The organism is Kutzneria sp. CA-103260 (assembly GCF_018263855.1).
Classification (GTDB): domain Bacteria; phylum Actinomycetota; class Actinomycetes; order Mycobacteriales; family Pseudonocardiaceae; genus Kutzneria.
The window spans coordinates 1,044,954-1,067,670 of record NZ_CP073318.1 but is presented as its reverse complement, the minus strand read 5'-3'; the positions used below and the strand labels follow the sequence as shown (position 1 = coordinate 1,067,670).

Genomic DNA, 22,717 nt, shown 5'->3' with positions numbered 1-22,717 from the left:
TGTCAGGGCGGTGTCAGCCCCGACGCCGACAGTGGCCGCATGACAACGAACACCACCTCGACATGGGCCGGTATGGTGCCGGTCGACGACACCGCCCTGGCCGTCACCGACACCGGCGGCCCGGGTATCCCCGTGGTCTACCTCAACGGCCAGTTCGCCACCCAGGGCTACTGGCGGCGGGTCATCGCCGACCTGGGCCCGGGGTGGCGGCACATCACCTACGACGAGCGGGCCCGCGGCCGGAAGTCGGGGCGCTCGGCCGACTACTCCTTCGCGGCCGCCGTCCGGGACGTCGACGCCGTGCTCGCGGCTCGGGGCGTGCGGCGCCCGCTGGTCGTGGGCTGGTCCTACGGCGCGTTCGTCGCGGCGCACTGGGTCAGCCGGAACCCGGATCGAGCCCTCGGCGCGGTCCTGGTCGACGGCGCGCAGCCGTTCGACTGGCTGGACGCGGCCATGGAGAAGCGGATCCGCGCGCTGTTCAAGCGATTGAACCTGGTCATGCCGCTGCTGCGGCCGACCGGCCTGACCCCGCGGATGAGCGCCGTGCAGATGGGCGACTGCAACATCGAGATCGGCCGGGTCGCCAGCGCCCGCGAACTCGGCCCGGTGCTGGACGACATCACCGTCCCGACCCGGTACGTGCTCGCCTCGGGGACGTCGCTGGGCAGCAGGGGCGATGAGCAGGAACGGATCCGGGCCAGCCTCGGGGCGGTGACCGGGCGCAACCCCAACATCCGGATCAGCGCGAAGGTCGCGAGCAACCACGGGGCGATCCTGCGCAAGGACTTCCGCGCCGTCGCCGCGGCCGTCCGCGAGATCGCTGATCGTGATTAGATCTGGTGTGAACCACTACGACACCCTGGCCGAGGCGTACACCGCCGAGAACGAGTCCAACCTGCTCAACGCCCACTACGAGCGGCCCGCGATGCTGGCGCTCGCCGGGGACGTGGCCGGGCGGCGGATCCTCGACGCCGGCTGCGGCGCGGGTCCGCTGTTCGCGGCGCTGCAGGAACGCGGCGCCGTCGTGACCGGCATCGACGCCAGCGCCGGAATGCTGGAGCTGGCCCGAAAGCGGCTCGGCGAGGAGGCGGACCTGCGGGTCGTCGACCTCGCCTACCCGCTGCCCTTCCCCGACAACACGTTCGACGACGTCACGGCGTCGCTGGTGCTGCACTACCTGGAGGACTGGGGCCCGACCCTCGCCGAGCTGCGGCGCGTCCTGCGGCCCGGCGGCCGGCTCATCGTCTCCGTCGAACATCCCTTCGCCATCTACCTCTGGCAGCGCGAGACCGGGACCAAGCCCGACTACTTCGCCACCCGCGAGCGGATCGAGGAGTGGACCATGGGCGGCCACACCGTCCCGCTGCGCTTCTGGGACCGCCCCCTGCACGCCATGACCGACGCCTTCACCGCCGCCGGCTTCCGCATCCTCAGCGTCGGCGAGCCCTACCCCGTGCCCGAAGCCCGCGAGAAGTTCCCCGACGACTTCCGCGAGCTCTCCGGCCCGAGCTTCCTGGCCTTCCTGTTCTTCGTGCTCCAGAACGACTAGGCCAGCTTGGCCTGGAGCCATTCGTGGAAGGCGCCGATGTGGTGCTCGCTAGGGACAAGCACGCCGCCCTTGGCGTAGGCGCGGGAGTTCATGGCCGGCTGGCAGCGTTCGCAGGCCTCGAAGTCCTGCTCGTTGACGCGGTGGAAGAGCTCGACGGAGCGGGAGACGTCCTTGCCGGTGTCCACAACGGACGGTAGGTAGAGCCAGTCGCACTCGACGACGGTGCGGTCGGCGGCCAACGGGAACATGCGGTGCAGGATGACGTGGTCGGGCACGAGGTTGATGAAGACCTGGGGCTTGACGGTGATGGCATAGTAGCGCCGGTCCTGGTCCTCGGTGACTCCCGGGATCCGGTCCAGGCCGGAGCTGCCGTCGACGGTGAAGCCCTGGATCTCCTCTCCGAACTCGGCGCCGTGGCCGACGTAGTACTGGGCCGCCAGGCCCTCGGTGAACTCGGGCAGCACCTCGGTGAGCTCGGGGTGGATGGTGGCGCAGTGGTAGCACTCCATGAAGTTCTCGACGATGAGCTTCCAGTTGGCCTTGACGTCGTAGACGATGCGCCGGCCCACCGAGAGGTTGGCCACGTCGTAATGGTCGATGGCCGAGGCGTCGCCCAGACGTTCGGTGCACGCGCCGACGACATCGTCTTCGAAGGACGGCGGGGTGTCGGCCAGGCAGACCCAGACGTAGCCGAGCCATTCCCGGACGTGCGCGGTGACCAGGCCGTACTCGACGCGGTCGATGTCGGGCATCTTGGTCAGGTTGGGGGCGGCGACCAGCTTGCCGTCCAGACCGTAGGTCCAGGCGTGGTAGGGGCACTGGAAGGCCCGCTTGGCCTCGCCCTCGTCCTCGACGCAGAGCTTGGCCCCACGGTGCCGGCAGATGTTGAGGAACGCCCTGACGGCGCCGTCTCTGGCCCGCGAGACCAGCACGCTCTCCCGTCCGATCTGGACGGTGCGGAACTTGCCCGGGGAGGGGATGTCCGAGGCCCGGACGGCGCAGAACCACATCGTCTCGAAGACCCGCTCCTGCTCCTGGCGGAAGATCTCCGGGTCGGTGTAGCACGCGCCGGGCAAGGTGGGGATCAGGCTGGCGGTCACGGACGTTTCCCCTCTCACCGGCGGATTCTGGCCATCTCGGGGTCGAAGAGCGGCTCGGCGCGGACCGTGGCCGGGATCTTCTCCCCGAAGTACTCGATCGTCACAGCGGCGCCGGGCTCGGCCACCGCGGGCGGCAGCCAGGCGTAGGCGACGGTCCGCCCCAAGCTGTAGCCGAACGACGCGCTGGTCACGTATCCGACGGCGGATCCGTTGCACCACACGGGTTCCTTGCCCAGCACCACGGAGCCGGGGTCGTCGACCGTGAGACAGGTCAGCTTCCGTTCCACCGCGCGGCTTTCCAACGCCGCGCGGCCGACGAAGTCTCCCTTGTCCATCCGCACGGCGAAGTCCAGCCCGGCCTCGGAGGGCGAGTGCTCGGGGGTCATGTCGGTGCCCCAGGACCGGTAGCCCTTCTCCAGCCGCAGGCTGTTGAACGCGCTGCGACCGGCGGCGATGACGCCGTGCTGCTGTCCGGCGGACCACAGCGTGTCCCACAGCTTCAGGCCCATGTCGGCGGTGGTGTAGATTTCCCAGCCGAGTTCGCCCACATAGGCCAGTCGCATGGCGGTCACCGGAACAGCGCCGAGATAGGCCCGCTTGGCCCGGAAGTAGCCGAAGGCCTTGTGCGAGAAGTCCTTGTCCACCAACGGCTGCACGAGCTCACGGGCCAGCGGTCCCCACACGCCGAGGCAGCAGGTGCCGGCGGTGATGTCCCGGACCGTGACGTCGGCCGGGGCCCGGCGGAGCATCCAGTCCAGGTCGAGGTTGCCGTTGGCGCCGACCTGGAACCGGTCCTCGGCCAGCCGGGCCACGGTGAGATCGCTGCGGATGCCACCGGTCTCGTCCAGCATCAGCGTGTACGTCACCGAGCCGACCGACTTGGCCAGGTTGTTGGTGGTCAGGCCCTGCAAGAACGCCAGCGCCCCGGGGCCACTGACCTCCAGTCGCTTCAACGGGGTCATGTCGTACAGCGCGACCCGTTCCCGGGTGACCCGGGCCTCGGCGGCGGCGATGGGCGACCAGTACCGGGCCGCCCAGTCGTCCCGTTCGGGCACGTCGATTCGCTCGACCAACGACTCGTTGGCCTCGAACCAGTGCGGCCGCTCCCAGCCGGCGGCCTCCAGGAACATCGCCCCGAGCTCCTGATGCCGCGTGTGGAACGGCGAGGTCCGAAGTGGACGCGGCGACTCCATGGGCTGCAACGGGTGCAGGATGTCGTACACCTCGACGAAGTTCTGCTGGCCGCGTGCCAGCACATAGGCCGGGGCCAGCTGGTGCTGTTCGAACCGGTTGAGGTCGCACTCGTGCGCGTCGATCGACGGCTGCCCGTCGACCAGCCACTCGGCCATGGCCCGGCCGACACCGGCCGAGTGTGTCACCCACACCGCCTCGGCCACCCAGAACCCTTGCAGGGACGGCGATTCGCCCATCAGCGGGAACCCGTCCTGGGTGAAGGAGAAGATGCCGTTGAAGCCCTCCCCCACCGCCGCGCGGCCCAGCGCCGGGAGCAGCCGCGTGGACGCGGTCCAGGCGTCCTCGAAGTCCTCGGGCGTGAACTCGAGCATGGACGGCATCGGATGCGTTGGCAGGTCGGAGATGTCGACCGGCATCGGCCGGTGCCCGTAGTAGCCGATGCCGAGCCGGTCGCCGTGCTCGCGGTAGTACAGGTCCTGGCCCTGGTGCCGCAGGATGGGCATCCGGCCGGTGAGCCCGGCGACCGGCGTGGTCTTGGCGTACTGGTGGGCCAGCGGGGTCAGCGGCACGGTCAGGCCGACGAGCTCGCCGACCGCCGGGCCCCAGAAACCGGCGCAGGAAACGACAATGTCGGCCGCGAACGTGTCGCTTGCGGTGCGCACGCCGGTGACCCGACCGTGCGCCTGCTCGACGGCGACGACCTGCTGCCGGCCGACGAACAGCGCGCCGCGGTCGATCGCCCGCCGTGCCTGCTTCTCGCCGGCCAGCACGGCGTTGGCCAGGCCATCGGTCGGCGTGTGGAAGCCGCCGAGAACATCCTTGCCCAGCAACGGAACCAGCTCGCGGCACTCGTCCGGCCCGATCAGCGCGGACGGGATGCCCCACGAGGTGGCCCAGCCGTGCCGGCGGGCCAGGTCGGCGTGCCGCTCCGGGGTCGTCGCCACCTCCAGCCCACCGACCTGGTTGAACGCCCCGAGATCACAGAGCTTGCGCACGGTGTAGGTGGCGAGCTCGGCCATGGTCTTCGACGGGTTGGTCTGGAACACCAGCCCCGGCGCGTGCGAACTGGAGCCGCCGGTCGAGAACAGCGGCCCCTGGTCCAGCACCGTGACGTCGGTCCAGCCGCGCTCGGTCAGCTCGTCGGCCAGGGCACAGCCGACCACACCGGCGCCGATGACCACGACCTTGGGCATCAGACCGCCTCCTCCGCCGTCACAGCCGGCACCTCGGCGGCGTGGTCAGCGAGCACGCCCGTCTTGTGCCGCAACACGATCCAGTAGTAGCCGAAGCCGAGCAGCGCCACCAGACCCACGAACAACACTGCACCCCACTGGAGGAACCAGTGGAACGGCGGTGTCGGGTTGTAGACCTCGCTGCGCGGCCAGGCCAGGTTGATCGCCATGCCCGCGCCCCACAACACGGCCAGGATGTTCACCGGCAAACCCCAGCGCCCCAACGAGAAGCCGTCCTTGGGCGCGTCCTTGCCGGGCCAGCTGCCGCGCAGCCGGGCGATCAGCATCGGCAGCGTCACCAGCAGGTAGGCCACGTAGATCAGCACGACGCCGATGCTGGTGACCAACTGGAAGATCTGCGGCTGGCCGATGTTGACCACCAGCAGGATCACCGCGATGATCCCGATCAGCACCGCCGGCCGGACCGGGGTGCGCTGCTTGCCGTGCACCTTGGCCAGCCAGGCGCCGGCCGGCAGGTTGTTGTCCCGGGCCATGGCGAAGGTCATCCGGATGGCCGCGGTGTGCACCGCCAGGATGCACACGGTGATCGCGATGGCCACCGCGACCAGGAACACCTTGCCCAGCCCCGATCCCAGCACGTCGATCACCACGTACTGGAGGCCGATCGTGCTCAGCTCGGGCGCGTTGATGTTGCGCACGGCCATCAGGGCCAGCAGCAGGATCAGGCCGCCGATGACGAAGGACGCGATCAGCGCCCGCAGGATGGCCCGCGGCGCGTTCTTGCGCGGGTCAACGGATTCCTCGCCCAGCGAGCTGGCGGTGTCGAAGCCGTACATGACGTACGCGGAGGCCAGCGAGCCGACCAGGAAGGCGCCGAAGTAGCCCAGCGGCACGCCGTCGCCCTTGTGGGCGGTGTCCAGCACGATCTGCGGCCCGCGCACGACCGCGAACGCGAGCAGCACCACCAGCAGCACCGCGGCGATCAGCTCGATGAACACGCCGGCGCTGTTGATGCGGGCCATCAGCTTGGTGCTCCAGGCGTTGACCACCGTGCTGAACAGGATCAGCACCGTGCCCAGGATGACCGCGTTGACCGCGTTGTCCGGCGCGATCTGGAAGAAGTCGGCGATCTGCGGGAGCGTGATCTGGTAGGCCAGCGCCACCGAGGCCACCGTGACGACCGAGGCCACCAGCATCATCCAGCCGGCCAGCCAGGCCACGTGCGGGCCGCCGAGCTTCTTGGACCAGTTGTAGATCGAGCCGGCCACCGGGTAGCGGGCCGACAGCTCGGCGAAGCACAGCGCGATCATCAGCTGGCCGACGAAGACCATCGGCCAGGACCACCAGTTGGCCGGCCCGCCGATGGAGAAGCCGAAGTAGAACATCTGGAAGGTGCCGGTGAGGATGGAGATGTAGCTGATGCCGGCGGCGAAGGTGTGGAAGTTGCCCAGGGTTCTCTCGAACTCCTGCTTGTACCCTAACTCTGAGAGTCCGTGCCCGTCGTCTGAACTCATGACTGCTCCCGGTGGCGGTAGAACTCCACCTCGGCCGGCGGCAGGGGCGGCCGGCCGAGGATCAGGTCCGCGGACTTCTCCGCGATCATCATGGTCGGAGCGTAGATGTTGCCGTTGGTGACGTACGGCATCACCGACGCGTCGACGACCCGCAGCCCGTCGACCCCGTGCACCCGAAGGGTTTCCGGGTCAACGACGGACTGCTCGTCCACCCCCATCCGGCACGTGCACGAGGGGTGCAGCGCCGTTTCCGCGTCCTTGGCCACCCAGGCCAGGATCTCCTCGTCGGTCTGCACCGACGGTCCCGGCGAGATCTCCCCGCCACTGTACTCGTCGAACGCCTGCTGGGTCAGGATGTGCCGGGCGACCCGGATCGCCTCCACCCACTCGCGGCGGTCCTGGTCGGTGGACAGGTAGTTGAACCGCAGGGCCGGCTTGACCCGCGGGTCCCTGGACGTGATCTTCACCGAGCCGCGGGCGTCGGAGTACATCGGTCCGATGTGGACCTGGTAGCCGTGGTCGCCGGCCGGCAGGGAACCGTCGTAGCGCACGGCGATCGGCAGGAAGTGGAACATCAGGTTCGGGTAGTCCACGTCCTCGTTGCTGCGGGCGAAGCCGCCGCCCTCGAAGTGGTTGGTGGCGCCCGGTCCCTTGCGGAACAGCCACTGCAGGCCGACCAGCGGCTTGTTGTACCACTTCATGTACGGCGCGACCGAGACCGGTTTGGTGCAGGCGTACTGGATGTACACCTCCAGGTGGTCCTGGAGGTTCTCGCCCACGCCGGGCAGGTGGTGCACCACGTCGATGCCCAACTGCTCCAGTTCGGCGGCGTTGCCGACGCCGGACAGCTGCAACAGCTGCGGGGAGTTGATCGCGCCGCCGCAGAGGATGACCTCGCCGGCCCGCACCTCCCGCGTCCGTCCACCCTGGACGTACTCGGCACCAACGGCTTTCTTGCCCTCGAACAGGATCCGGGTCGTGTAGGCCCGGGTCTTGACCGTCAGGTTGGGACGCTTGCGCACCGGGTGCAGATAGGCCCGGGCGGCGCTCAGCCGGCGACCGCGGTGCAGGTTGCGGTCGAAGGCGGCGAAACCCTCCTGCCGGTAGCCGTTCACGTCATCGGTGAGCGGGTAGCCGGCCTCCTGCACCGCGCGGAAGAACGCCCGGAACAGCGGGCTGTCGGCCGGGCCGCGCTCCAGCACCAGCGGCCCGTCGCCGCCACGGAAGTCGTCCGCGCCGGCCAGGCAGTTCTCCATCTTCTTGAAGTAGGGCAGGCAGTGCATGTAGTCCCAGGACTTCATGCCCTCGTCGGCGGCCCACCGCTCGTAGTCCAGCGGGTTGCCGCGCTGGAAGATCATGCCGTTGATGCTGGACGAGCCGCCGAGCACCTTGCCGCGGGCGTGATAGACGCGCCGGCCGCCCATCGCCGGCTCCGGCTCCGACTCGTACTTCCAGTCGTAGAACCGGTTTCCGATCGGCATGGTCAGCGCCGCCGGCATGTGCACCAGCGGGTCCCAGATGTAGTCGGGCCGGCCGGCCTCCAGGACCAGGACCTGCGCTCTCGCGTCGGCGGACAGTCGGTTGGCCAGGCAGCTGCCGGCGGATCCCCCGCCGACCACGACGAAGTCGTACATCCTCATCACCCCGGGAACAGGCCGAGTGGTTTCGGATCGGTGTTGGTGTAGACGTGTTTCGCCTCGCGGTACTCGTCGAGACCGGTCGGCCCGAGCTCGCGCCCGATGCCGGACCGCTTGAAGCCGCCCCATTCGGCCTGGGGCAGGTACGGGTGGAAGTCGTTGATCCACACGGTGCCGTGGCGCAGCGCGCCGGCGACCCGGGCGGCTCGGCCGGCGTCGCGCGTCCACACCGCGCCGGCCAGGCCGTAGTCCGTGTCGTTGCCGAGCTCGATCGCCTCTTCCTCGGTGGTGAACCGCTCCGCGGTCAGTATGGGTCCGAACGTTTCCTCCCGCACGACGGTCATGTCGCGGCGGCAGTCCGCGAACACCGTCGGCCGGTAGAAGAATCCCTGCTGCAACTCGGGTTCCGCCGGACGCCGGCCACCGGCGAGCAGCTTGGCGCCCTCGGCGATCGCCGACTCCACGTAGCGCTCGATCTTGGCTCGGTGCTCGGCCGAGACCAGCGGTCCGCTCTGGCTGGTCTCGTCGAGCCCGTTGCCGATGCGGATCTTGTCGGCCCGGGCGGCGACCTCGGCCACGAACTCGTCATAGATGCTGTCCTGCACCAACAGTCGCGCCCCGGCCGAGCAGACCTGGCCGGCGTGCAGGAAAACGGCGTTGAGCGCCTGGTCCTTGGCCGTCTCCAGATCGGCGTCGGCGAACACGATGTTGGGGTTCTTGCCGCCCAGTTCCAGCGCGACCTTCTTGACGTTGCCGGCGGCCGCGACCATGATCCGCTGCCCGGTGGCCAGGCCGCCGGTGAACGACACCAGGTCCACGTCGTGGCTCTCGGCCAGCGCCGCGCCGACGGTGGCCCCCGCGCCCAGCACCAGGTTGACCACGCCGGCCGGCATCCCGGCCTCCTCGATCAGCCGGACCAGCTTGATCGTGGTCAGCGGGGTGAGCTCGCTCGGCTTGACCACCATGGTGTTGCCGGCGGCCAGCGCCGGCGCGATCTTCCAGGACGCCTGCAGCAGCGGGTAGTTCCACGGCGTGATCAGCGCGCACACGCCGACCGGCTCGTAGACGATCCGGCTCTGGGTGACCGGATTTCCGGTGTCCACGACCCGGCCCGGGTGCTTGTCGGCGAGGTCGGCGTAGTAGCGGAAGACGCGGACCACGTCGTCCACGTCGGCCCCGGCCTCGCCCAGCGTCTTGCCGGTGTCCAGGGTCTCGGTGCGGGCGATCTCGCCGCGGTCCCGCAGCAGCAGGTCGGCGACGGCGTTCAGCAGCGCGCCCCGCTCGACGGCCGGGGTCCGCGGCCACACGCCTCGATCGAAGGCGGCTCTCGCCGCGGCCACCGCTCTCAGCGCGTCCCCGGCGTCGGCCTCGGCGACTGTCGTGAGCACGCTGCCGTCGAACGGGTTGATCACTGGACGGGTGTCGCGCCCGGCCGTCCAGTGCCCGTCGATGAACAGTTCCGCCACGGGGACCCCCGATCACGGTTGTTTCTGATTACGCAACGGCACGCTGAATTCGCAACAGCATTGACGGTGTGGCCCCGTCCGTCAAGGGGCCACCACCGGCCGGGCGAGCTGCCGGCGCCACCGGGAGAAGAGCTTGGGCTGGTTCATGCCGAGCACCCCGACCAGCAGGTCGCGGCGCTCGTAGACGGCCAGGAAGCTGCGCCGGTCGACGTCGCCCTCGATCACCCGGACGGTGTCGCCGTCGAGCCGCGTGCCGGCGAACTGAATGCGCACGCCGTACTGGTCTGACCAGAAATACGGCACGGAGAGGTGTGGCCGCGGGTCACCGAGCAGCGTCGCCGCCGCCGTCGCCGGCTGCTCCAATGCGTTGGTCCAGTGCTCCGACCGGTGCCGCTCGTGCAGGTGCACGCTGTACGACGCGGCAACGTCGCCGACCGCCACCACCTCGGGCAAACCCGTGGCACAGGCGGCGTCCGTGACTACGCCGTTGTCCAACTGGAGGCCGGAGCCGTCGAGCCACTCGACGTTCGGCACCGCCCCGATGCCGACCACCACCACGTCAGCCGGAATGTGCCGGCCGTCAGCCAGCTCCACGCCGTGCACCCGCTCCTCGCCGAGGATCCGCCGCACCGGGACGCCGGTGACCAGGTGGACGCCGTGATCGGCGTGCAGGCCGGCGCAGACCATGCCGAGTTCCTTGCCCAGCTGGGGAAGCAGCGGCAGCGGCTCGGCCTCGACCACCGTCACGTCAGCGCCCAGATGCCGGGCCGTCGACGCCACCTCGGCCCCGATGAAGCCGGCCCCGACCACCACCAGCCGCACGCCCGGCACGAGGGCGGCACGCAGTCCGATGGCGTCGTCCAGCGTGCGCAGCACATGCACGCCGCCGAGCCCCTCGGTGCCCGGCAGCCACCGCGCCCGCGCTCCCGTCGCGATCACCACGCCGTCGCAGCGCAGGGTCTGGCCGGTGGACAGCTCGATGGAACGGTCACGGGGATCGAGCCTGAGGGCCCGCGCGCCCAGCCGCCAGTCGAAGTCCAGGTCCTCGTCGTCCGGCGTGCCCAGGCCGATGTCGGCTGTCTTGCCGGCCAGGAAGTCCTTGGACAGGGGTGGCCGGTCGTAGGGGCGGTGCGGCTCGTCGCCGACGATCACCAGCCGGCCGTCGAAACCCTGCTGGCGCAGCGCCCGCGCGGTGGACAGGCCGGCCAGCGAGGCCCCGATCACCGCCGCGGTGCGCATCAGCAGGCCACTTCGCTGTGCGCCACCCGGATCACGCCGTCCTCGACGACCACCGGGTAGGTGCGGACCGACTTGGTCGCCGGCGGGCCGCTGGGGCGGCCGGTACGCAGGTCGAAGCACGAGGCGTGCAGCGGGCACTCCACCGTGCAGCCCTCCAGCCAGCCGTCGGCCAGCGAGGCGTCCTGGTGGGTGCAGGTGTCGTCGACCGCATACAGTTCGCCGTCCTCGGTATGGAACACGGCGACGGGCGGGTCGACGGTGTCGATTCTGACCGCCTCACCCGGCGGCAGGTCCCCGACTCCGCACACAGTGATCATTGCCGCGCGTGCCGCGCGGGGCTCGGCCGCCTCAAGCCGCACATCGTCACCCGATTTCGAAGACTCCGCAGGCTCCGCCTCCGAAATCGCGCGCCGATGCACGGCGCGGCCTCGCGTCGTGGTCGGCTCGAGCGCACGATCTGCCATCGACCCCTCCGGTTGCGTATAACACAACTTGTCGTGCTGTACGCAACAGAGTGAGCACGCGGCGATGCTCCGTCAAGGCTCCATCAGCTCGACTACAGTGCGTGCATGGCTTCGAGCGAGGGGCCGGCGGCCCTCGTGCAGTCCGTCGACCGCGCGGTGTCCGTCCTGGAGTTGCTGGCCCTGCACGGCGACATGGGCATCACCGAGCTGGCCGCCGAACTCGGCGTGCACAAGTCCACGGCGTTCCGGCTGGTGTCGGTGCTGGACAGCCGCGGGCTGGTCGAGCAGACCGGCGACCGCGGCAAGTACCGGCTCGGCTTCGGCATCGTCCGGCTGGCCGGCGCCACCGCCGCGCAGATGGACCTGTCCCGGGAGAGCCGGCCGGTGTGCGAGCGGCTGGCCGCCCAGGTCGGCGAGACAGTCAACGTGGCCATCCTGGACGGCGGCTACGCCATCAACGTCAGCCAGGTCCGCGGCAGCGCCACCGTCGCCACCATCAACTGGGTCGGCCAGCGCACTCCCCTGCACGCCACCTCCAGCGGCAAGATCCTGCTGGCCAACCAGCCCCCCGTCGTCCGTGACGAGCTGCTGGCCCGGCCGCTGACCATGTACACCCCGCGCACCGTCATCGACGCCGCCCTGCTGCGGGCTGAGCTCGACACCGCCTCCGGCACCGGCTGGGCGTCGACCGCCGACGAGCTGGAGATCGGCCTCAACGCCGTCGCCGTGCCCATCCGCGGCATGGACGGCAACGTGGTCGCCGCCCTGAGCGTGTCGGGGCCGTCGTACCGGTTGACGACGGACCGGTTCCCGGAGGTCGCGCGGCTGGCGGGCGACGGTGCGAAGGAGATCAGCCACCGGATAGGCCACACCGGCTAAGGCCCGCGAGTCCCGCTATCAGGCAACCATAGAACCGGTTCGAGACAGCCCGGTCCGGGTCGGAACCTGTATTTCGGTTGCCCGAGAGCGGGACTCGCGAGACGGGGCGACCGTCTTCCACCGGGCGGGTGTTGTGGAGAGCGCAACGGTGCGCTTAATCTGCAACAGCGCAGGCTTCCTGGAGGTGGTCATGTCCGAGCACCCCGACCGGTTGTGGCGTAATCCCGAGCCCAGGACCGGCTACGACGTGGTCATCGTCGGCGGCGGCGGGCACGGGCTGGCCACGGCCTACTACCTGGCCGCCAACCACGGCATCCGCAACGTGGCGGTGCTGGAGAAGGGGTGGCTGGCCGGCGGGAACATGGCCCGCAACACGACGATCATCCGCTCGAACTACCTGTGGGACGAGAGCGCGGCGATCTACGAGCACGCCCTCAAGCTGTGGGAGGGCCTGTCGGCCGAACTGGACTACGACATCCTGTTCAGCCAACGGGGCGTGCTGAACCTGGCCCACACCCTGCAGGACGTCCGCGAGGGAACCCGCCGGGTGCACGCCAACCGGCTCAACGGGGTGGACGCGGAGTGGCTGGACCCGGACGAGGTCCGCAAGTTCTGCCCGATCGTGAACACCGCGCAAGACGTGCGGTACCCGGTGCTGGGGGCGACATTGCAGCCACGGGCCGGTATCGCGAAACATGACCATGTGGCCTGGGCGTTCGCACGTAAGGCGGACGAGCTGGGCGTGGACCTGATCCAGGGCTGCGAGGTCACGGGATTCCTCAAACACGGCAACAAGATCACCGGCGTGGAGACGAACCTGGGGCCGATCCACGCGGGGCGGGTCGGGCTGGCGGCGGCCGGGCACAGCAGCGTGCTGGCCAGCCTGGCCGGAATCCGGCTGCCGGTGCAGAGCCATCCGTTGCAGGCCTTGGTCTCCGAACTGCTGGAGCCGGTGCACCCGACCGTGGTGATGTCCAACCACGTGCACGTGTACGTCAGCCAGGCGCACAAGGGCGAACTGGTGATGGGCGCCGGCATCGACCCGTACAACTCCTACGCGCAGCGCGGTTCGGTGCACGTGATCGAGCAGCAGATGGCGGCCGCGCTGGAGCTGTTCCCGATCTTCGCCCGGGCCCACGTGCTGCGCACCTGGGGCGGCATCGTGGACGTCACGCCGGACGCGTCGCCGATCATCGGCCCGACGCCGGTGGACAACCTCTTTGTCAACTGCGGCTGGGGAACCGGCGGCTTCAAGGCGACCCCGGCATCGGGCTGGACCTACGCCCACACCCTGGCCACCGGCCGGGCGCACGAACTGAACGAGCCGTTCGCCCTGGAGCGGTTCACCACCGGCGCGCTGATCGACGAGCACGGCGCGGCGGCCGTCGCCCACTGAGGGAGGTACCGATGTTGCTCATCCCGTGCCCCTGGTGCGGCGACCGCGACGAGACGGAGTTCCACTACGGCGGCCAGGCCGGCGTGCCGTATCCGGAGCGGCCGGCGGAGTTGTCGGACGAGCAGTGGGGCGACTACCTGTTCGTGCGCGACAACCCCAAGGGCCGGTTCGCGGAGCGCTGGTCCCACTCGGCCGGGTGCCGACGCTGGTTCAGCATCGTCCGTGACACCGTGTCGAACGAGATCGTGCGATGAGGCTCCCGGAGGGCGGCCGCATCGACCGCACGAAACCGTTGCGCTTCACCGTGGACGACATCGAGTACACGGGCTGTGCCGGCGACACGCTGGCGTCGGCGATGATCGCCAACGGGCTCATCGAGGTCGCACCGAGCACGTATCGGGGACGGCCGCGCGGGATCTTCACGGCCGGCGTGGACGAGCCGAATGCCTTGGTGCAGCTGGCTGATCCGATGCTGCTGGCCACCACCATCGAACTGACGGACGGGCTGTCGGCAACTACCTTGCGCGGCAAGGGAAGGCTCACCGACGCGCCGGACTCCACCCGCTACGACAAGCGAAACGCGCACTGCGACGTGCTGGTGATCGGCGGTGGGCCAGCCGGCCTCGCCGCCGCGCTGGCGGCCGGGCGGACCGGGGCGCGCACGATTCTCGTTGACGAGCAACGGGAACTGGGCGGCTCGTTGCTGACCGAGAACCGCCTGCTGGACTGGCTCGCCGACACCGCCGAGGAGTTGAGCGCCCTGCCCGAGACCAGGGTGCTCACCGGGACCATGGCGTTCGGCTACTACGACCAGAACTTCGTTGCGTGCGCGTCGAAAACCCGGCTGTGGCACGTCCGCGCCAAGCGGGTGGTGCTGGCCACCGGCGCGCACGAGCGGCCGCTGGTGTTCGTGGACAACGACCTGCCGGGCATCATGCTGGCCTCGGCGGTCCGCCAGTACGTCAACCGGTACGCGGCGCTGCCGGGCCAGAACATCGTGGTGGCCACGACCAATGACAGCGCGTACGGCGCGGCCTTCGACCTCGCCGACCGGGTTTCGACCATTGTGGACAGTCGACCGAATCCGCCGGCCGAACTCCTGAACCGGGCCCGGGAACTCGGCATCGAGGTGCTGGCCGACTCGGTGGTGCGACAGGCCTTGGGCACCAGGCGGATCGGCGGCGTGCTGGTCGGCGACCGGCCCATCGCGTGTGACCTGCTCGCGGTGTCCGGCGGCTGGAACCCGGCCGTGCATCTGTTCTCACAGTCCCAGGGCCGAACCCGATACGACGAGCGGGTCGCCGCGTTCGTGCCGGGCCAGTCCGTGCAGGCGCAGCACGTCGTGGGCGCCGCGAACGCCGTCTACGACCTGGCCGGCTGCCTCGAAGCGGGCTTGCGCGAGGGTCTCAAAGCCGCGAAGCTGTCCGGATTCGACGGCACACTACCGGAAGCTCCTTACACCGCAACGGAAGCACTGGCCGACCCGAAACCCGTCTGGTTCGTCGACGGTCCGGAGGACCGACAGTTCGTCGACCTGCAACGGGATGCGACCGTCGCCGACGTGCGCCGGGCGACCGGGGCGGGCATGCGGTCGGTGGAGCACGTGAAGCGGTACACGACCATCGGCACCGCTCACGACCAAGGTAAGACCTCCGGCTTCGCGGCCATCGGCGTGATCGCGCAACTGCTCGGGGCCGAGACGCCGCAGGGAACCACCACCTACCGGCCGCCCTACACGCCGGTGTCGTTCGCCTTGCTGGCCGGGCGCGACCGTGGCGAGCTGCACGATCCGGTGCGCATGACCCCGATGCACGACTGGCATGTCCGCCACGGCGCGGTGTTCGAGAACGTCGGCCAGTGGAAGCGCCCCTGGTACTACCCGCAGCCCGGCGAGGACATGAAGGCGGCCGTGCTGCGCGAGTGCCGGGCCGCCCGCACCGGCGTGGCCGTGATGGACGCCTCCACCCTCGGCAAGATCGACATCCAGGGCCCGGACGCCGGCGAGTTCCTGAACCGCTTGTACACCAACGCGTTCGCCAAGCTCAAGGTCGGCCACTGTCGGTACGGCCTGCTGTGCAAGGCCGACGGCATGGTGTTCGACGACGGTGTGGTGATGCGGATCGCCGAGGACCGGTTCCTGGCCACCACGACCACCGGCAACGCCGCCGCGGTGCTGGACTGGTTCGAGGAGTGGTCCCAGACCGAGTGGCCCGAGCTCAGGGTGTGGTTCACCTCCGTCACCGAGCAGTGGGCGACGATCGCGGTCGTCGGTCCGCAGGCCCGCACCGTGCTGGCCATGGTCGCGCCGGACGTGGACTGCTCGGCCGCCGCGTTCGACTTCATGACGTTCAAGGACGTCACGCTGGCCGACGGCACCCCGGCCCGCATCGCCCGGGTGTCGTTCTCCGGCGAGCTGGCGTTCGAGATCAACGTGGACGGCCGGCACGGGGCTCGGACCTGGGACGCGGTGATGGCCACCGGGCTGCCCACCCCGTACGGCACCGAGACCATGCACGTGCTGCGGGCCGAGAAGGGCTACGTGATCGTCGGCCAGGACACCGACGGCACCGTCACCCCGCAGGACCTCGGCATGGCGTGGATCGTCTCGCCACGCAAGGACTTCGTCGGCAAACGCTCCTACCAGCGGGCCGACAGCGTCCGCCCGGACCGCAAGCACCTGGTCGGCCTGCTGCCGCTCGATCCCGACGACCTGCTGCCCGAGGGCGCCCAGCTCATCGCCCCCGACACGCCTCTGGAGCCGCCCGTGCCCATGCTCGGGCACGTCACGTCCAGCTATCACAGCGCCGCGCTTGAGCGGACCTTCGCCCTGGCCCTGGTCAAGGGCGGCCGGCAGCTCATCGGCCAGACCGTGCTGGCGCCCCTGGAGGACCGCACGATCGCCGCGACCGTCACCGAGCCGATCTTCTACGACCCGGAGGGGACACGCCGAGATGGGTGAGGAGTGGGCAGTGGCCTCGGAGAGCAGCGCGGTGACGGCTGAGGCGGGGCTGGCGGTGAGGCTGCGGGAGATCGACGTCGACCGGCAGGTCGACCTGCGGGTCGATCCCGTCGACCCGGCCGCCACCCGCATCGGGGAGGCCCTGGGCACGCCGTTGCCGGTGGTGCCGAACACCGGCTCGGAAACCGTGCTGTGGCTGGGGCCCGACCAGTGGCTGGTGTTCGGCGTGTCCGAGGAGCGGCTGCGGGCGGCGCTGGGTGACACGCCTGGCTCCGTCGTCGATGTGTCGGCGAACCGGGTGGTGCTGGAGCTGTCGGGGCCGGGCGCGCGGGAGGTGCTGGAGCAGGGCTGCGGCATCGACCTGCACCCGAGGGCGTTCGGGCCGGGCCGGTGCGCGCAGACGATGTTGGCCCGGGCCAACGTGGTGCTGCACCAGGTGGACGCGACGCCGACGTACCGGATCCTGGTGCGGCCCTCGTTCGCGGGTTATCTCAGGTCGTGGCTTCGGGACTCGGCGACGGCCCCGGCCCGGGGTTGAGGTCGTCGGGCAGCTGCGCCATCTGCCACAGCGGCAGATGGAAGCTCTCCTTGCGGATGCGCAGGTCGTGGTAGAGCAGTGTGGACACGCCGATCGTGAACGCCTGGCCGAGCGCGTACACCACGGCCGACAGCACGGTGATCATGATCAGCGCGGTCGGCGAGAACACAGTGCTGAGCACCGCCCGCGGGTCCGGCCTCAGGCTGGTGCTGATGGACCCCATCTGCGCGAGCTGCACGAACGATATCGGCAGCTCGACCAGGTAGCTGGCGAAGTAGACGATGACCCCGCACAGCAGCAGGACGCCAAGCGCCCGCCACCAGTTGTTCGTGACCAGCCAGCGGGACCGGCGCAGCGCGGTCAGCACCGGCGCCGGTTCCAGAACCAGCGCGGCCGGCGCGGTCGCGTAGGAGATCCAGTAGAAGGCGCCGACGAGGACGCCGCCCACGAGCACCACGAAGGCCAGCAGGCCCAGCATCGGGGCGTTGGCGACGATGGCCAGCGTGACGACCGCCGCGAACGGCACGAAGGCGCAGCCGAACGCGATGAGCCAGACCAGGACGGCCAGCCCGGCCAGGGGCAGCAGCCGCGGGGCGGCCGCGCGCAGCGCCTGGGGGATCGTGGTGGGACGGCCGAGCACCGCGCGGCTCACGGTCACCGTGACCACGGCCTGGGTGAGCACCGACAACGCGAGGACCAGCACCAGCTCCAGCAGCAGGAACAGCAGCGAGCGGCCCAGGAGCGACAGGACCTGGTCCGGGTCCGCCCGCCGGCCGGCCATGTCGGTCAGCTGGTTGAACAGGGTGAGCATCGGCACGACGCCGACGGCCGTGACAATGAGGGAGCCGACGAACGGCAGCAGCAGCGTCGGCAGCCAGTTGCGGAAGACGGCCCGGAACGAGCCGCTGATCATGGCTCCCACGTCCAGCGGGCGCAGCGGGATGACCCCTGGCTGAGGCGCCTGGAACGGAGCCATCGGCGGCTGCTGCGGGTACTGGCTGTACTGCTCCGGATTGTCCGTCATGTCGCCCCCTGTGCTGCTGGGTCCATGGTGTCACGCCGGCACCGCCGGTCCGGGCCAGGGGCCTGTTGATCAGACCGTTCAGCGGAGCCGGTTACCCCGATCAGGGCACGCCAGGCGTGACCACGGTCGGCGCACCGTACCCGGTCGACCGTCGTTGACCTGGGAAAACTCCCCTTTCGGGCGAGAATCGCGAACTTATCCGCGCCGTGCCCTCCGCACCGGGGCCTCCTGGTGGCATGATGTGCCCAGAGACCGGGGCTTTTCGTTGTGATGGCCTGGCTCGGCTTACAGGGAGTTAGTGGTATGGCGCAGGGCAGTGTGAAGTGGTTTAACAGCGAAAAGGGCTTCGGGTTCATCGCGCAGGACGGTGGCGGTCCCGACGTCTTCGTGCACTACTCGGAGATCCAGGGCAGCGGCTTCAAGACCCTGGACGAGGGGCAGCGCGTGGAGTTCGAGATCGGCCAGGGCCAGAAGGGCCCGCAGGCCCAGGGCGTCCGCGCCATCTGAGCATCCGAACAGGAGGAGCCCCGCGCCACCAGGCGCGGGGCTCCTCTGTTTTTGCGATGTGACCGCAGGTCTTAACTACTTCTCAGCCTTGGCCGTGTCGTAGGCCGCCTGGTTGGCGGTGACCTCCACCATGTGCTCCTCGACGAACTCGATGAGTTCGAACAGGCGCTTGGAGGTGGCCTCGCCCAGCGGGGTGAGGCTGTAGTCGACTCGCGGCGGGATGGTCGCCTGGGCGTCGCGGTGCACGAAACCGTCGCGCTCCAGGGCCTGCAGGGTCTGGGCGAGCATCTTCTCGCTGACCCCGTCCACCCGCCGGCGCAGGGCGTTGAACCGCAGCGAGCCGTCGCGCAGCGCGGCCAGCGCCAGGATCCCCCACCGTCCGGTGACGTGCTCCAGCGTCGCCCGCGACGAGCAGTTGCGGGCGAACACGTCGAACAGGACGCGGCCGTGCTCGTCGAACTCGGGTCCGCTCATGTCAAGCATGGTACCTCACGCACAGCACACACTTGTGGCTTGCACTTTCTAAAAGTTAGTGCCATCCTCGTGACGGTACGAACCCGATCGAAGGAGCACGTCAAATGATCGTCGTGACCGGCGCCACCGGCGCCCTGGGCCGTCTTGTCCTCGCTGGTCTGGCCAAGGCCGGCGCGACCGACGTGGTGGGCCTGGTCCGCGACCCGGCCAAGGCCGCCGACCTCGGCGTGCCAGTGCGGGTCGGCAGCTACGACGACCCGGCCAGCCTGGCCGGCGCGTTCGAGGGCGCGGACAAGGTGCTGTTCATCTCCGGCAGCGAGGTCGGCAAGCGCGTCGACCAGCACCGGGCCGTGGTCGACGCGGCCAAGGCGGCCGGGGTGCCGCACCTCGTGTACACCAGCGTGCTGCACGCTGACACCAGCCCACTGGGCCTGGCCACCGAGCACAAGGCCACCGAGGAGATGATCCGAGCCGCCGGCATCCCGTTCACGTTCCTGCGCAACAGCTGGTACACCGAGATGTACGCGCCGACCTTCCAGCAGGCCGTGGCCACCGGCTCGTTCATCGGCAGCGCCGGCGAGGGCCGGCTGGCCAGTGCCGCACGGGCCGACTACGCCGCCGCAGCGGTGGCCGTGCTGACCGGAGCCGGGCACGAGAACAAGGTCTACGAGCTGGCCGGCGACGTGGCCTGGAGCTACCCCGACCTGGCCGCCGCGCTCACCACGGCCGCCGGCAAGACGATCACCTACACCGACCTGGACGCGGACCGGCACCACGCCGTCCTGAGCGAGGCCGGCCTGCCCCCGCACCTGGTCGACCTGCTCGTCGAGGTGGACGGCAAGCTGGCCGGCGGCGCGCTGACCGACGGCTCCGGCGACCTGGCCCGGCTGATCGGGCACCCCACCACGCCGCTGGCGTCCTCGATCGCCGCCGCTCTGGACAGCTGACCACGGCTGCCTCCGGCAGACTGCCGGTATGGAATCACTGACGATCACGCTCGGCGAGCACGTGTTCGACGCGCTCGCCGCCGGTCCCACGGACGGCGAGTTCGTGCTACTGCTGCACGGCTACCCCGAATTCGCCGACTGCTGGACCGACGAGCTCACCGCGCTCGGCGCGGCCGGCTACCGGGCCGTGGCCGTCGACCAGCGTGGCTACTCCCCCAACGCGCGGCCCACGTCCATTTCGGACTACGTCGTGGCCAACCTGGTGTCCGACGCGCTGGGCTTCGCCGACTCCCAGGGCGCGGACCGCTTCCACCTCATCTGCCACGACTGGGGCGGCATCGTCGGCTGGGCCCTGGCCGGCGCGCACTCCGACCGGCTCAAGTCGTTCAGCGTGCTGGCCACGCCCCATCCGCAGGCGCTGCACGCCGCCGTGAACTCGGATCAAGACCAGTACGACCGGGTCGGCTACGTACGGTTCTTCCGCAGCGGGGTCGGCCCGGCCGAGCAGGCGCTGCTCGGCGACGACGCCGCCCGGCTGCGGGGCGCCTACGGCGGGGCCGTGTCCGAGGAGCTGGTGGCCAGCAACGTGAAGCGGCTGTCCGAGCCCGGGGCCCTGACCGCTGCCCTGAGCTGGTACCGGGCCGTCCCCACCGACGACCTGAACATCGAGGCCGGCCGGGTCACCGCGCCGACGCTGTACATCTGGGGCAGCGCGGATGTGGCCCTGGGGCGGCTGGCCGCCGAGTCCACCAAGGACTGGGTGGACGGGCCGTACCAGTTCGTGGAGCTGGCTGGGGCCAGCCACTGGCTGCCCGAGGAGTCCGCGGACAAGGTGATCCCGCTGCTGCTGGAGCACCTGGCCGCGAACAAGGGCTGACCGCTTCTGCCACATGCGCTTCCCATGTGGCATCAGGGCGCAAGTGGGAAGCGCATGTGGTGAAAAGGGGGTCAGCCGCGGCGGCGGGGTTTGCCGCGGCCCTTGGGGGCGCCAGTGCTCCGCTGCCGGCCGGCGCCGGCCGTCGGCTTGCGCCGCTCAGCAGCCTTCGCCGGCGGCTGGCCACCCCGCTCAGCGGCTTTGGCCTTCTCGGCCGGCTGACTGCCCCGCGAGCTGTTCACCGTCCGTCCCCGCACGATGCCGATGAACTGCTCCATCAGCTCCGAGGTCTCCCCCGCCGGCCACGACAGCGCCACCTGCGAGGTCGGGGCGGTGGGCAGCGGGCGGTAGGTGAGGTCCTTGCGGTGGTGCAGCCGGGCCAGCGACTGCGGCGCCACCAGCAGCCCGACGCCGGCCGACACCAGCTCGACGGCATCCTCGGTGGTGACGGGCCGCTCGATCGCCGGCCGGCCGGGCAGCGGCTCCGTCCACTCCAGAACGTCGTCGAACGGGTGCAGCACCACGTCCTCGGCGAGGTCCTTTTCGGACAGCTCCTCGGCGGCGGCCAGGAAGTGGTCCTTGGGCACGATGACCACAGTCGCCTCGATGTAGAGCGGGATCGCGTGCAGGCCTTCGCGGTCCACCGGCAGCCGCAGCAGCGCGGCGTCGGCCTCGCCCCGCCGCACGGCCGCCTCGGCGTCGGCGGCGGTCACCCGGACCAGGGTCAGCGGCACCTCGGGCACCCGCTCCCGCCAGGTGCGCACCCACTTGGCCGGGGTCACTCCTGGCACGTAGGCCAGCCTGAACGTCACGGGGTCAGGCTACCGGCCGTAGGCTGGCCCCATGACGTCGCAGAAGACACCCCAGACGATGAAGCCCGCGACCGCGGCGAAGAAGCTGGGTGTGTACCTCGAAGCCACCCCCGCGGAGTTCCGGGACGGTGTGGTCTCCCGCGACGAGCTGAACGCCCTGCAGGCCGACCCGCCGCAGTGGCTGAGCGACCTGCGCCGCAACGGCCCGCACCCGCGGCCGGTGGTGGCGGCCAAGCTGGGCGTGTCCATCGGCGGCCTGGCCCGCGGCGGCATCACCGAGGCGCTGACGACCGCTCAGATCGACGAGATCAAGGCCGAGAACCCGGACTGGCTGGTGCGGGAGCGGGAGACGCAGGCCGAGTTCCGCGACGAGCAGCAGCGGCTGAAGGACCGGGACGCCAAGCCGAGCAAGTCGCGCTGAGACCGACCGGGCAGACGATGCCTTAGCCGTGCTCCGGTCGTCCGTCATTCGGCCTACGACTCCACCGGCACCACCTCGAACAGCGGGTCGACCCGGTAGCCGACGGGCTCGGTGAGCGCGACGGTGGTGGTGCTGCGCAGCACGCCGGGACAGGCCAGCACGGCGGCGACGACCTGCTGGAGGTGGCGGTTGCTGCGGGCCACGACCCGCACCAGCAGGTCCCCGGAGCCGGCGATGCCGTGCGCCTCCAGGACGTAGGGCACGGTCTTGAGCCCGGCGACGGCCTCGTTGAGCCGGCCCTGGGCGACCTCCAGGGTGACGAACGCGGTGACCTCCAGGCCCAGCGCGGCCATGTCGATCTCACGGCCGCGGGCGCCGATGACACCGTCGCGTTCGAGGCGCTGGACGCGGGCGTGCGCCGTGTTGCGGGCTACGCCGAGCAGGCTGGCCAGCTCGGTGATGCCGGCCCGCGGCCGTCGCACCAGCTCACGCAGTATGCGCAGGTCCAGTGTGTCGAGAGTCACCGTTCT

The 22,717-nt window shown here is 70.2% G+C and carries 22 protein-coding genes; 11 read left to right on the top strand and 11 right to left on the bottom strand.

Features of this window, described 5'->3' with window-relative positions; all coding sequences use genetic code 11:
- Nucleotides 1-39: 39 nt before the first annotated feature.
- Together JJ691_RS04655 and JJ691_RS04650 are read left to right on the top strand one after the other, a co-directional pair.
- A complete protein-coding gene (locus JJ691_RS04655) occupies nucleotides 40-834 on the top strand; it encodes an alpha/beta fold hydrolase (RefSeq protein WP_211767560.1) in 795 nt (264 codons plus the stop codon).
- A complete protein-coding gene (locus tag JJ691_RS04650; protein WP_249227682.1) occupies nucleotides 827-1,549 on the top strand; it encodes a class I SAM-dependent methyltransferase in 723 nt (240 codons plus the stop codon). The genes JJ691_RS04655 and JJ691_RS04650 overlap by 8 nt, the downstream gene beginning before the upstream one ends.
- Here the strand turns inward: JJ691_RS04650 and JJ691_RS04645 are convergent.
- The 7 genes from JJ691_RS04645 to JJ691_RS04615 all read right to left on the bottom strand — a co-directional run bounded on the left by JJ691_RS04645 (nucleotide 1,546) and on the right by JJ691_RS04615 (nucleotide 11,209).
- Complete coding sequence (locus JJ691_RS04645) at nucleotides 1,546-2,649, bottom strand: aromatic ring-hydroxylating oxygenase subunit alpha (protein ID WP_249227681.1); 1,104 nt, start codon at nucleotides 2,647-2,649, stop codon at nucleotides 1,546-1,548. The two genes, JJ691_RS04650 and JJ691_RS04645, sit on opposite strands and share 4 nt — an antisense overlap.
- A 14-nt stretch (nucleotides 2,650-2,663) precedes the next feature.
- On the bottom strand, nucleotides 2,664-5,036 hold the full coding sequence (locus JJ691_RS04640) for a GcvT family protein (RefSeq protein WP_211767559.1): 2,373 nt from the start codon (nucleotides 5,034-5,036) through the stop codon (nucleotides 2,664-2,666).
- The gene (locus tag JJ691_RS04635; RefSeq protein WP_211767558.1) at nucleotides 5,036-6,550 is read right to left on the bottom strand and encodes an APC family permease; all 1,515 of its coding nucleotides are present in this window, start codon (nucleotides 6,548-6,550) and stop codon (nucleotides 5,036-5,038) included. Before JJ691_RS04635 ends, JJ691_RS04640 begins: the two co-directional genes overlap by 1 nt.
- Nucleotides 6,547-8,190 (bottom strand): choline dehydrogenase, encoded by a 1,644-nt coding sequence (gene betA, locus JJ691_RS04630; RefSeq protein WP_211767557.1) that lies wholly within the window; start codon nucleotides 8,188-8,190, stop codon nucleotides 6,547-6,549. Before betA ends, JJ691_RS04635 begins: the two co-directional genes overlap by 4 nt.
- A complete protein-coding gene (locus tag JJ691_RS04625; protein ID WP_211767556.1) occupies nucleotides 8,190-9,653 on the bottom strand; it encodes an aldehyde dehydrogenase family protein in 1,464 nt (487 codons plus the stop codon). The genes betA and JJ691_RS04625 overlap by 1 nt, the downstream gene beginning before the upstream one ends.
- 81 nt (nucleotides 9,654-9,734) lie before the next feature.
- A complete protein-coding gene (locus JJ691_RS04620) occupies nucleotides 9,735-10,892 on the bottom strand; it encodes an NAD(P)/FAD-dependent oxidoreductase (protein WP_211767555.1) in 1,158 nt (385 codons plus the stop codon).
- The gene (locus tag JJ691_RS04615; protein ID WP_211771269.1) at nucleotides 10,892-11,209 is read right to left on the bottom strand and encodes a bifunctional 3-phenylpropionate/cinnamic acid dioxygenase ferredoxin subunit; all 318 of its coding nucleotides are present in this window, start codon (nucleotides 11,207-11,209) and stop codon (nucleotides 10,892-10,894) included. Before JJ691_RS04615 ends, JJ691_RS04620 begins: the two co-directional genes overlap by 1 nt.
- Before the next feature lie 252 nt (nucleotides 11,210-11,461).
- On the opposite strand from JJ691_RS04615, the gene JJ691_RS04610 reads away from it, so the two are divergent.
- From JJ691_RS04610 to JJ691_RS04590, 5 genes are all read left to right on the top strand, one after another.
- Nucleotides 11,462-12,235 carry an IclR family transcriptional regulator gene (locus tag JJ691_RS04610; RefSeq protein WP_211767554.1) on the top strand — a complete coding sequence of 258 codons (774 nt, stop codon included), beginning with the start codon at nucleotides 11,462-11,464 and terminating at the stop codon, nucleotides 12,233-12,235.
- A gap of 190 nt (nucleotides 12,236-12,425) precedes the next feature.
- Nucleotides 12,426-13,631, top strand: coding sequence for a sarcosine oxidase subunit beta family protein (locus tag JJ691_RS04605; RefSeq protein ID WP_211767553.1), 1,206 nt, complete (start codon nucleotides 12,426-12,428; stop codon nucleotides 13,629-13,631).
- Between the two features lie 11 nt (nucleotides 13,632-13,642).
- Nucleotides 13,643-13,885, top strand: coding sequence for a sarcosine oxidase subunit delta (locus JJ691_RS04600; protein ID WP_211767552.1), 243 nt, complete (start codon nucleotides 13,643-13,645; stop codon nucleotides 13,883-13,885).
- Nucleotides 13,882-16,590: a 2Fe-2S iron-sulfur cluster-binding protein gene (locus JJ691_RS04595; protein ID WP_211767551.1), complete on the top strand. Its 2,709-nt coding sequence runs from the start codon at nucleotides 13,882-13,884 to the stop codon at nucleotides 16,588-16,590. The genes JJ691_RS04600 and JJ691_RS04595 overlap by 4 nt, the downstream gene beginning before the upstream one ends.
- Before the next feature lie 10 nt (nucleotides 16,591-16,600).
- Nucleotides 16,601-17,128 (top strand): sarcosine oxidase subunit gamma, encoded by a 528-nt coding sequence (locus tag JJ691_RS04590; RefSeq protein WP_249227679.1) that lies wholly within the window; start codon nucleotides 16,601-16,603, stop codon nucleotides 17,126-17,128.
- On the opposite strand, the gene JJ691_RS04585 is transcribed toward JJ691_RS04590, so the two are convergent.
- Complete coding sequence (locus tag JJ691_RS04585) at nucleotides 17,082-18,152, bottom strand: hypothetical protein (RefSeq protein ID WP_211767549.1); 1,071 nt, start codon at nucleotides 18,150-18,152, stop codon at nucleotides 17,082-17,084. The genes JJ691_RS04590 and JJ691_RS04585 overlap by 47 nt on opposite strands.
- Before the next feature lie 303 nt (nucleotides 18,153-18,455).
- Here JJ691_RS04585 and JJ691_RS04580 point away from each other — a divergent pair, with 303 nt between their 5' ends.
- Complete coding sequence (locus tag JJ691_RS04580; RefSeq protein WP_211767548.1) at nucleotides 18,456-18,659, top strand: cold-shock protein; 204 nt, start codon at nucleotides 18,456-18,458, stop codon at nucleotides 18,657-18,659.
- A 75-nt stretch (nucleotides 18,660-18,734) separates the two neighbouring features.
- Here the strand turns inward: JJ691_RS04580 and JJ691_RS04575 are convergent, their stop codons facing one another.
- A complete protein-coding gene (locus tag JJ691_RS04575) occupies nucleotides 18,735-19,133 on the bottom strand; it encodes a winged helix-turn-helix transcriptional regulator (RefSeq protein WP_211767547.1) in 399 nt (132 codons plus the stop codon).
- Nucleotides 19,134-19,237: 104 nt separating this feature from the next.
- Here JJ691_RS04575 and JJ691_RS04570 point away from each other — a divergent pair, with 104 nt between their 5' ends.
- Nucleotides 19,238-20,080: an NmrA family NAD(P)-binding protein gene (locus JJ691_RS04570; protein ID WP_211767546.1), complete on the top strand. Its 843-nt coding sequence runs from the start codon at nucleotides 19,238-19,240 to the stop codon at nucleotides 20,078-20,080.
- A gap of 28 nt (nucleotides 20,081-20,108) precedes the next feature.
- The gene (locus JJ691_RS04565) at nucleotides 20,109-20,957 is read left to right on the top strand and encodes an alpha/beta fold hydrolase (protein WP_211767545.1); all 849 of its coding nucleotides are present in this window, start codon (nucleotides 20,109-20,111) and stop codon (nucleotides 20,955-20,957) included.
- A 71-nt stretch (nucleotides 20,958-21,028) separates the two neighbouring features.
- Here JJ691_RS04565 and JJ691_RS04560 read toward each other — a convergent pair whose 3' ends face one another.
- Nucleotides 21,029-21,766, bottom strand: coding sequence for a LysR family substrate-binding domain-containing protein (locus JJ691_RS04560; RefSeq protein WP_249227678.1), 738 nt, complete (start codon nucleotides 21,764-21,766; stop codon nucleotides 21,029-21,031).
- Between the two features lie 31 nt (nucleotides 21,767-21,797).
- Here JJ691_RS04560 and JJ691_RS04555 point away from each other — a divergent pair, with 31 nt between their 5' ends.
- Nucleotides 21,798-22,187 (top strand): DUF5997 family protein, encoded by a 390-nt coding sequence (locus JJ691_RS04555; RefSeq protein ID WP_211767544.1) that lies wholly within the window; start codon nucleotides 21,798-21,800, stop codon nucleotides 22,185-22,187.
- Nucleotides 22,188-22,240: 53 nt separating this feature from the next.
- On the opposite strand, the gene JJ691_RS04550 is transcribed toward JJ691_RS04555, so the two are convergent.
- Nucleotides 22,241-22,711: an Lrp/AsnC family transcriptional regulator gene (locus tag JJ691_RS04550; RefSeq protein WP_211767543.1), complete on the bottom strand. Its 471-nt coding sequence runs from the start codon at nucleotides 22,709-22,711 to the stop codon at nucleotides 22,241-22,243.
- Nucleotides 22,712-22,717: the final 6 nt, after the last annotated feature.

Excerpts from the sequence above, each read along its gene's own strand:
- JJ691_RS04655 (WP_211767560.1), top strand. The coding sequence starts at position 40 with ATGACAACGAACACCACCTCGACATGGGCCGGTATGGTGCCGGTCGAC.
- JJ691_RS04640 (WP_211767559.1), bottom strand. The coding sequence starts at position 5,036 with ATGCCCAAGGTCGTGGTCATCGGCGCCGGTGTGGTCGGCTGTGCCCTG.
- JJ691_RS04635 (WP_211767558.1), bottom strand. The coding sequence starts at position 6,550 with ATGAGTTCAGACGACGGGCACGGACTCTCAGAGTTAGGGTACAAGCAG.
- betA (WP_211767557.1), bottom strand. The coding sequence starts at position 8,190 with ATGAGGATGTACGACTTCGTCGTGGTCGGCGGGGGATCCGCCGGCAGC.
- JJ691_RS04620 (WP_211767555.1), bottom strand. The coding sequence starts at position 10,892 with ATGCGCACCGCGGCGGTGATCGGGGCCTCGCTGGCCGGCCTGTCCACC.
- JJ691_RS04615 (WP_211771269.1), bottom strand. The coding sequence starts at position 11,209 with ATGATCACTGTGTGCGGAGTCGGGGACCTGCCGCCGGGTGAGGCGGTC.
- JJ691_RS04610 (WP_211767554.1), top strand. The coding sequence starts at position 11,462 with ATGGCTTCGAGCGAGGGGCCGGCGGCCCTCGTGCAGTCCGTCGACCGC.
- JJ691_RS04605 (WP_211767553.1), top strand. The coding sequence starts at position 12,426 with ATGTCCGAGCACCCCGACCGGTTGTGGCGTAATCCCGAGCCCAGGACC.
- JJ691_RS04600 (WP_211767552.1), top strand. The coding sequence starts at position 13,643 with ATGTTGCTCATCCCGTGCCCCTGGTGCGGCGACCGCGACGAGACGGAG.
- JJ691_RS04595 (WP_211767551.1), top strand. The coding sequence starts at position 13,882 with ATGAGGCTCCCGGAGGGCGGCCGCATCGACCGCACGAAACCGTTGCGC.
- JJ691_RS04585 (WP_211767549.1), bottom strand. The coding sequence starts at position 18,152 with ATGACGGACAATCCGGAGCAGTACAGCCAGTACCCGCAGCAGCCGCCG.
- JJ691_RS04580 (WP_211767548.1), top strand. The coding sequence starts at position 18,456 with ATGGCGCAGGGCAGTGTGAAGTGGTTTAACAGCGAAAAGGGCTTCGGG.
- JJ691_RS04575 (WP_211767547.1), bottom strand. The coding sequence starts at position 19,133 with ATGAGCGGACCCGAGTTCGACGAGCACGGCCGCGTCCTGTTCGACGTG.
- JJ691_RS04570 (WP_211767546.1), top strand. The coding sequence starts at position 19,238 with ATGATCGTCGTGACCGGCGCCACCGGCGCCCTGGGCCGTCTTGTCCTC.
- JJ691_RS04565 (WP_211767545.1), top strand. The coding sequence starts at position 20,109 with ATGGAATCACTGACGATCACGCTCGGCGAGCACGTGTTCGACGCGCTC.
- JJ691_RS04555 (WP_211767544.1), top strand. The coding sequence starts at position 21,798 with ATGACGTCGCAGAAGACACCCCAGACGATGAAGCCCGCGACCGCGGCG.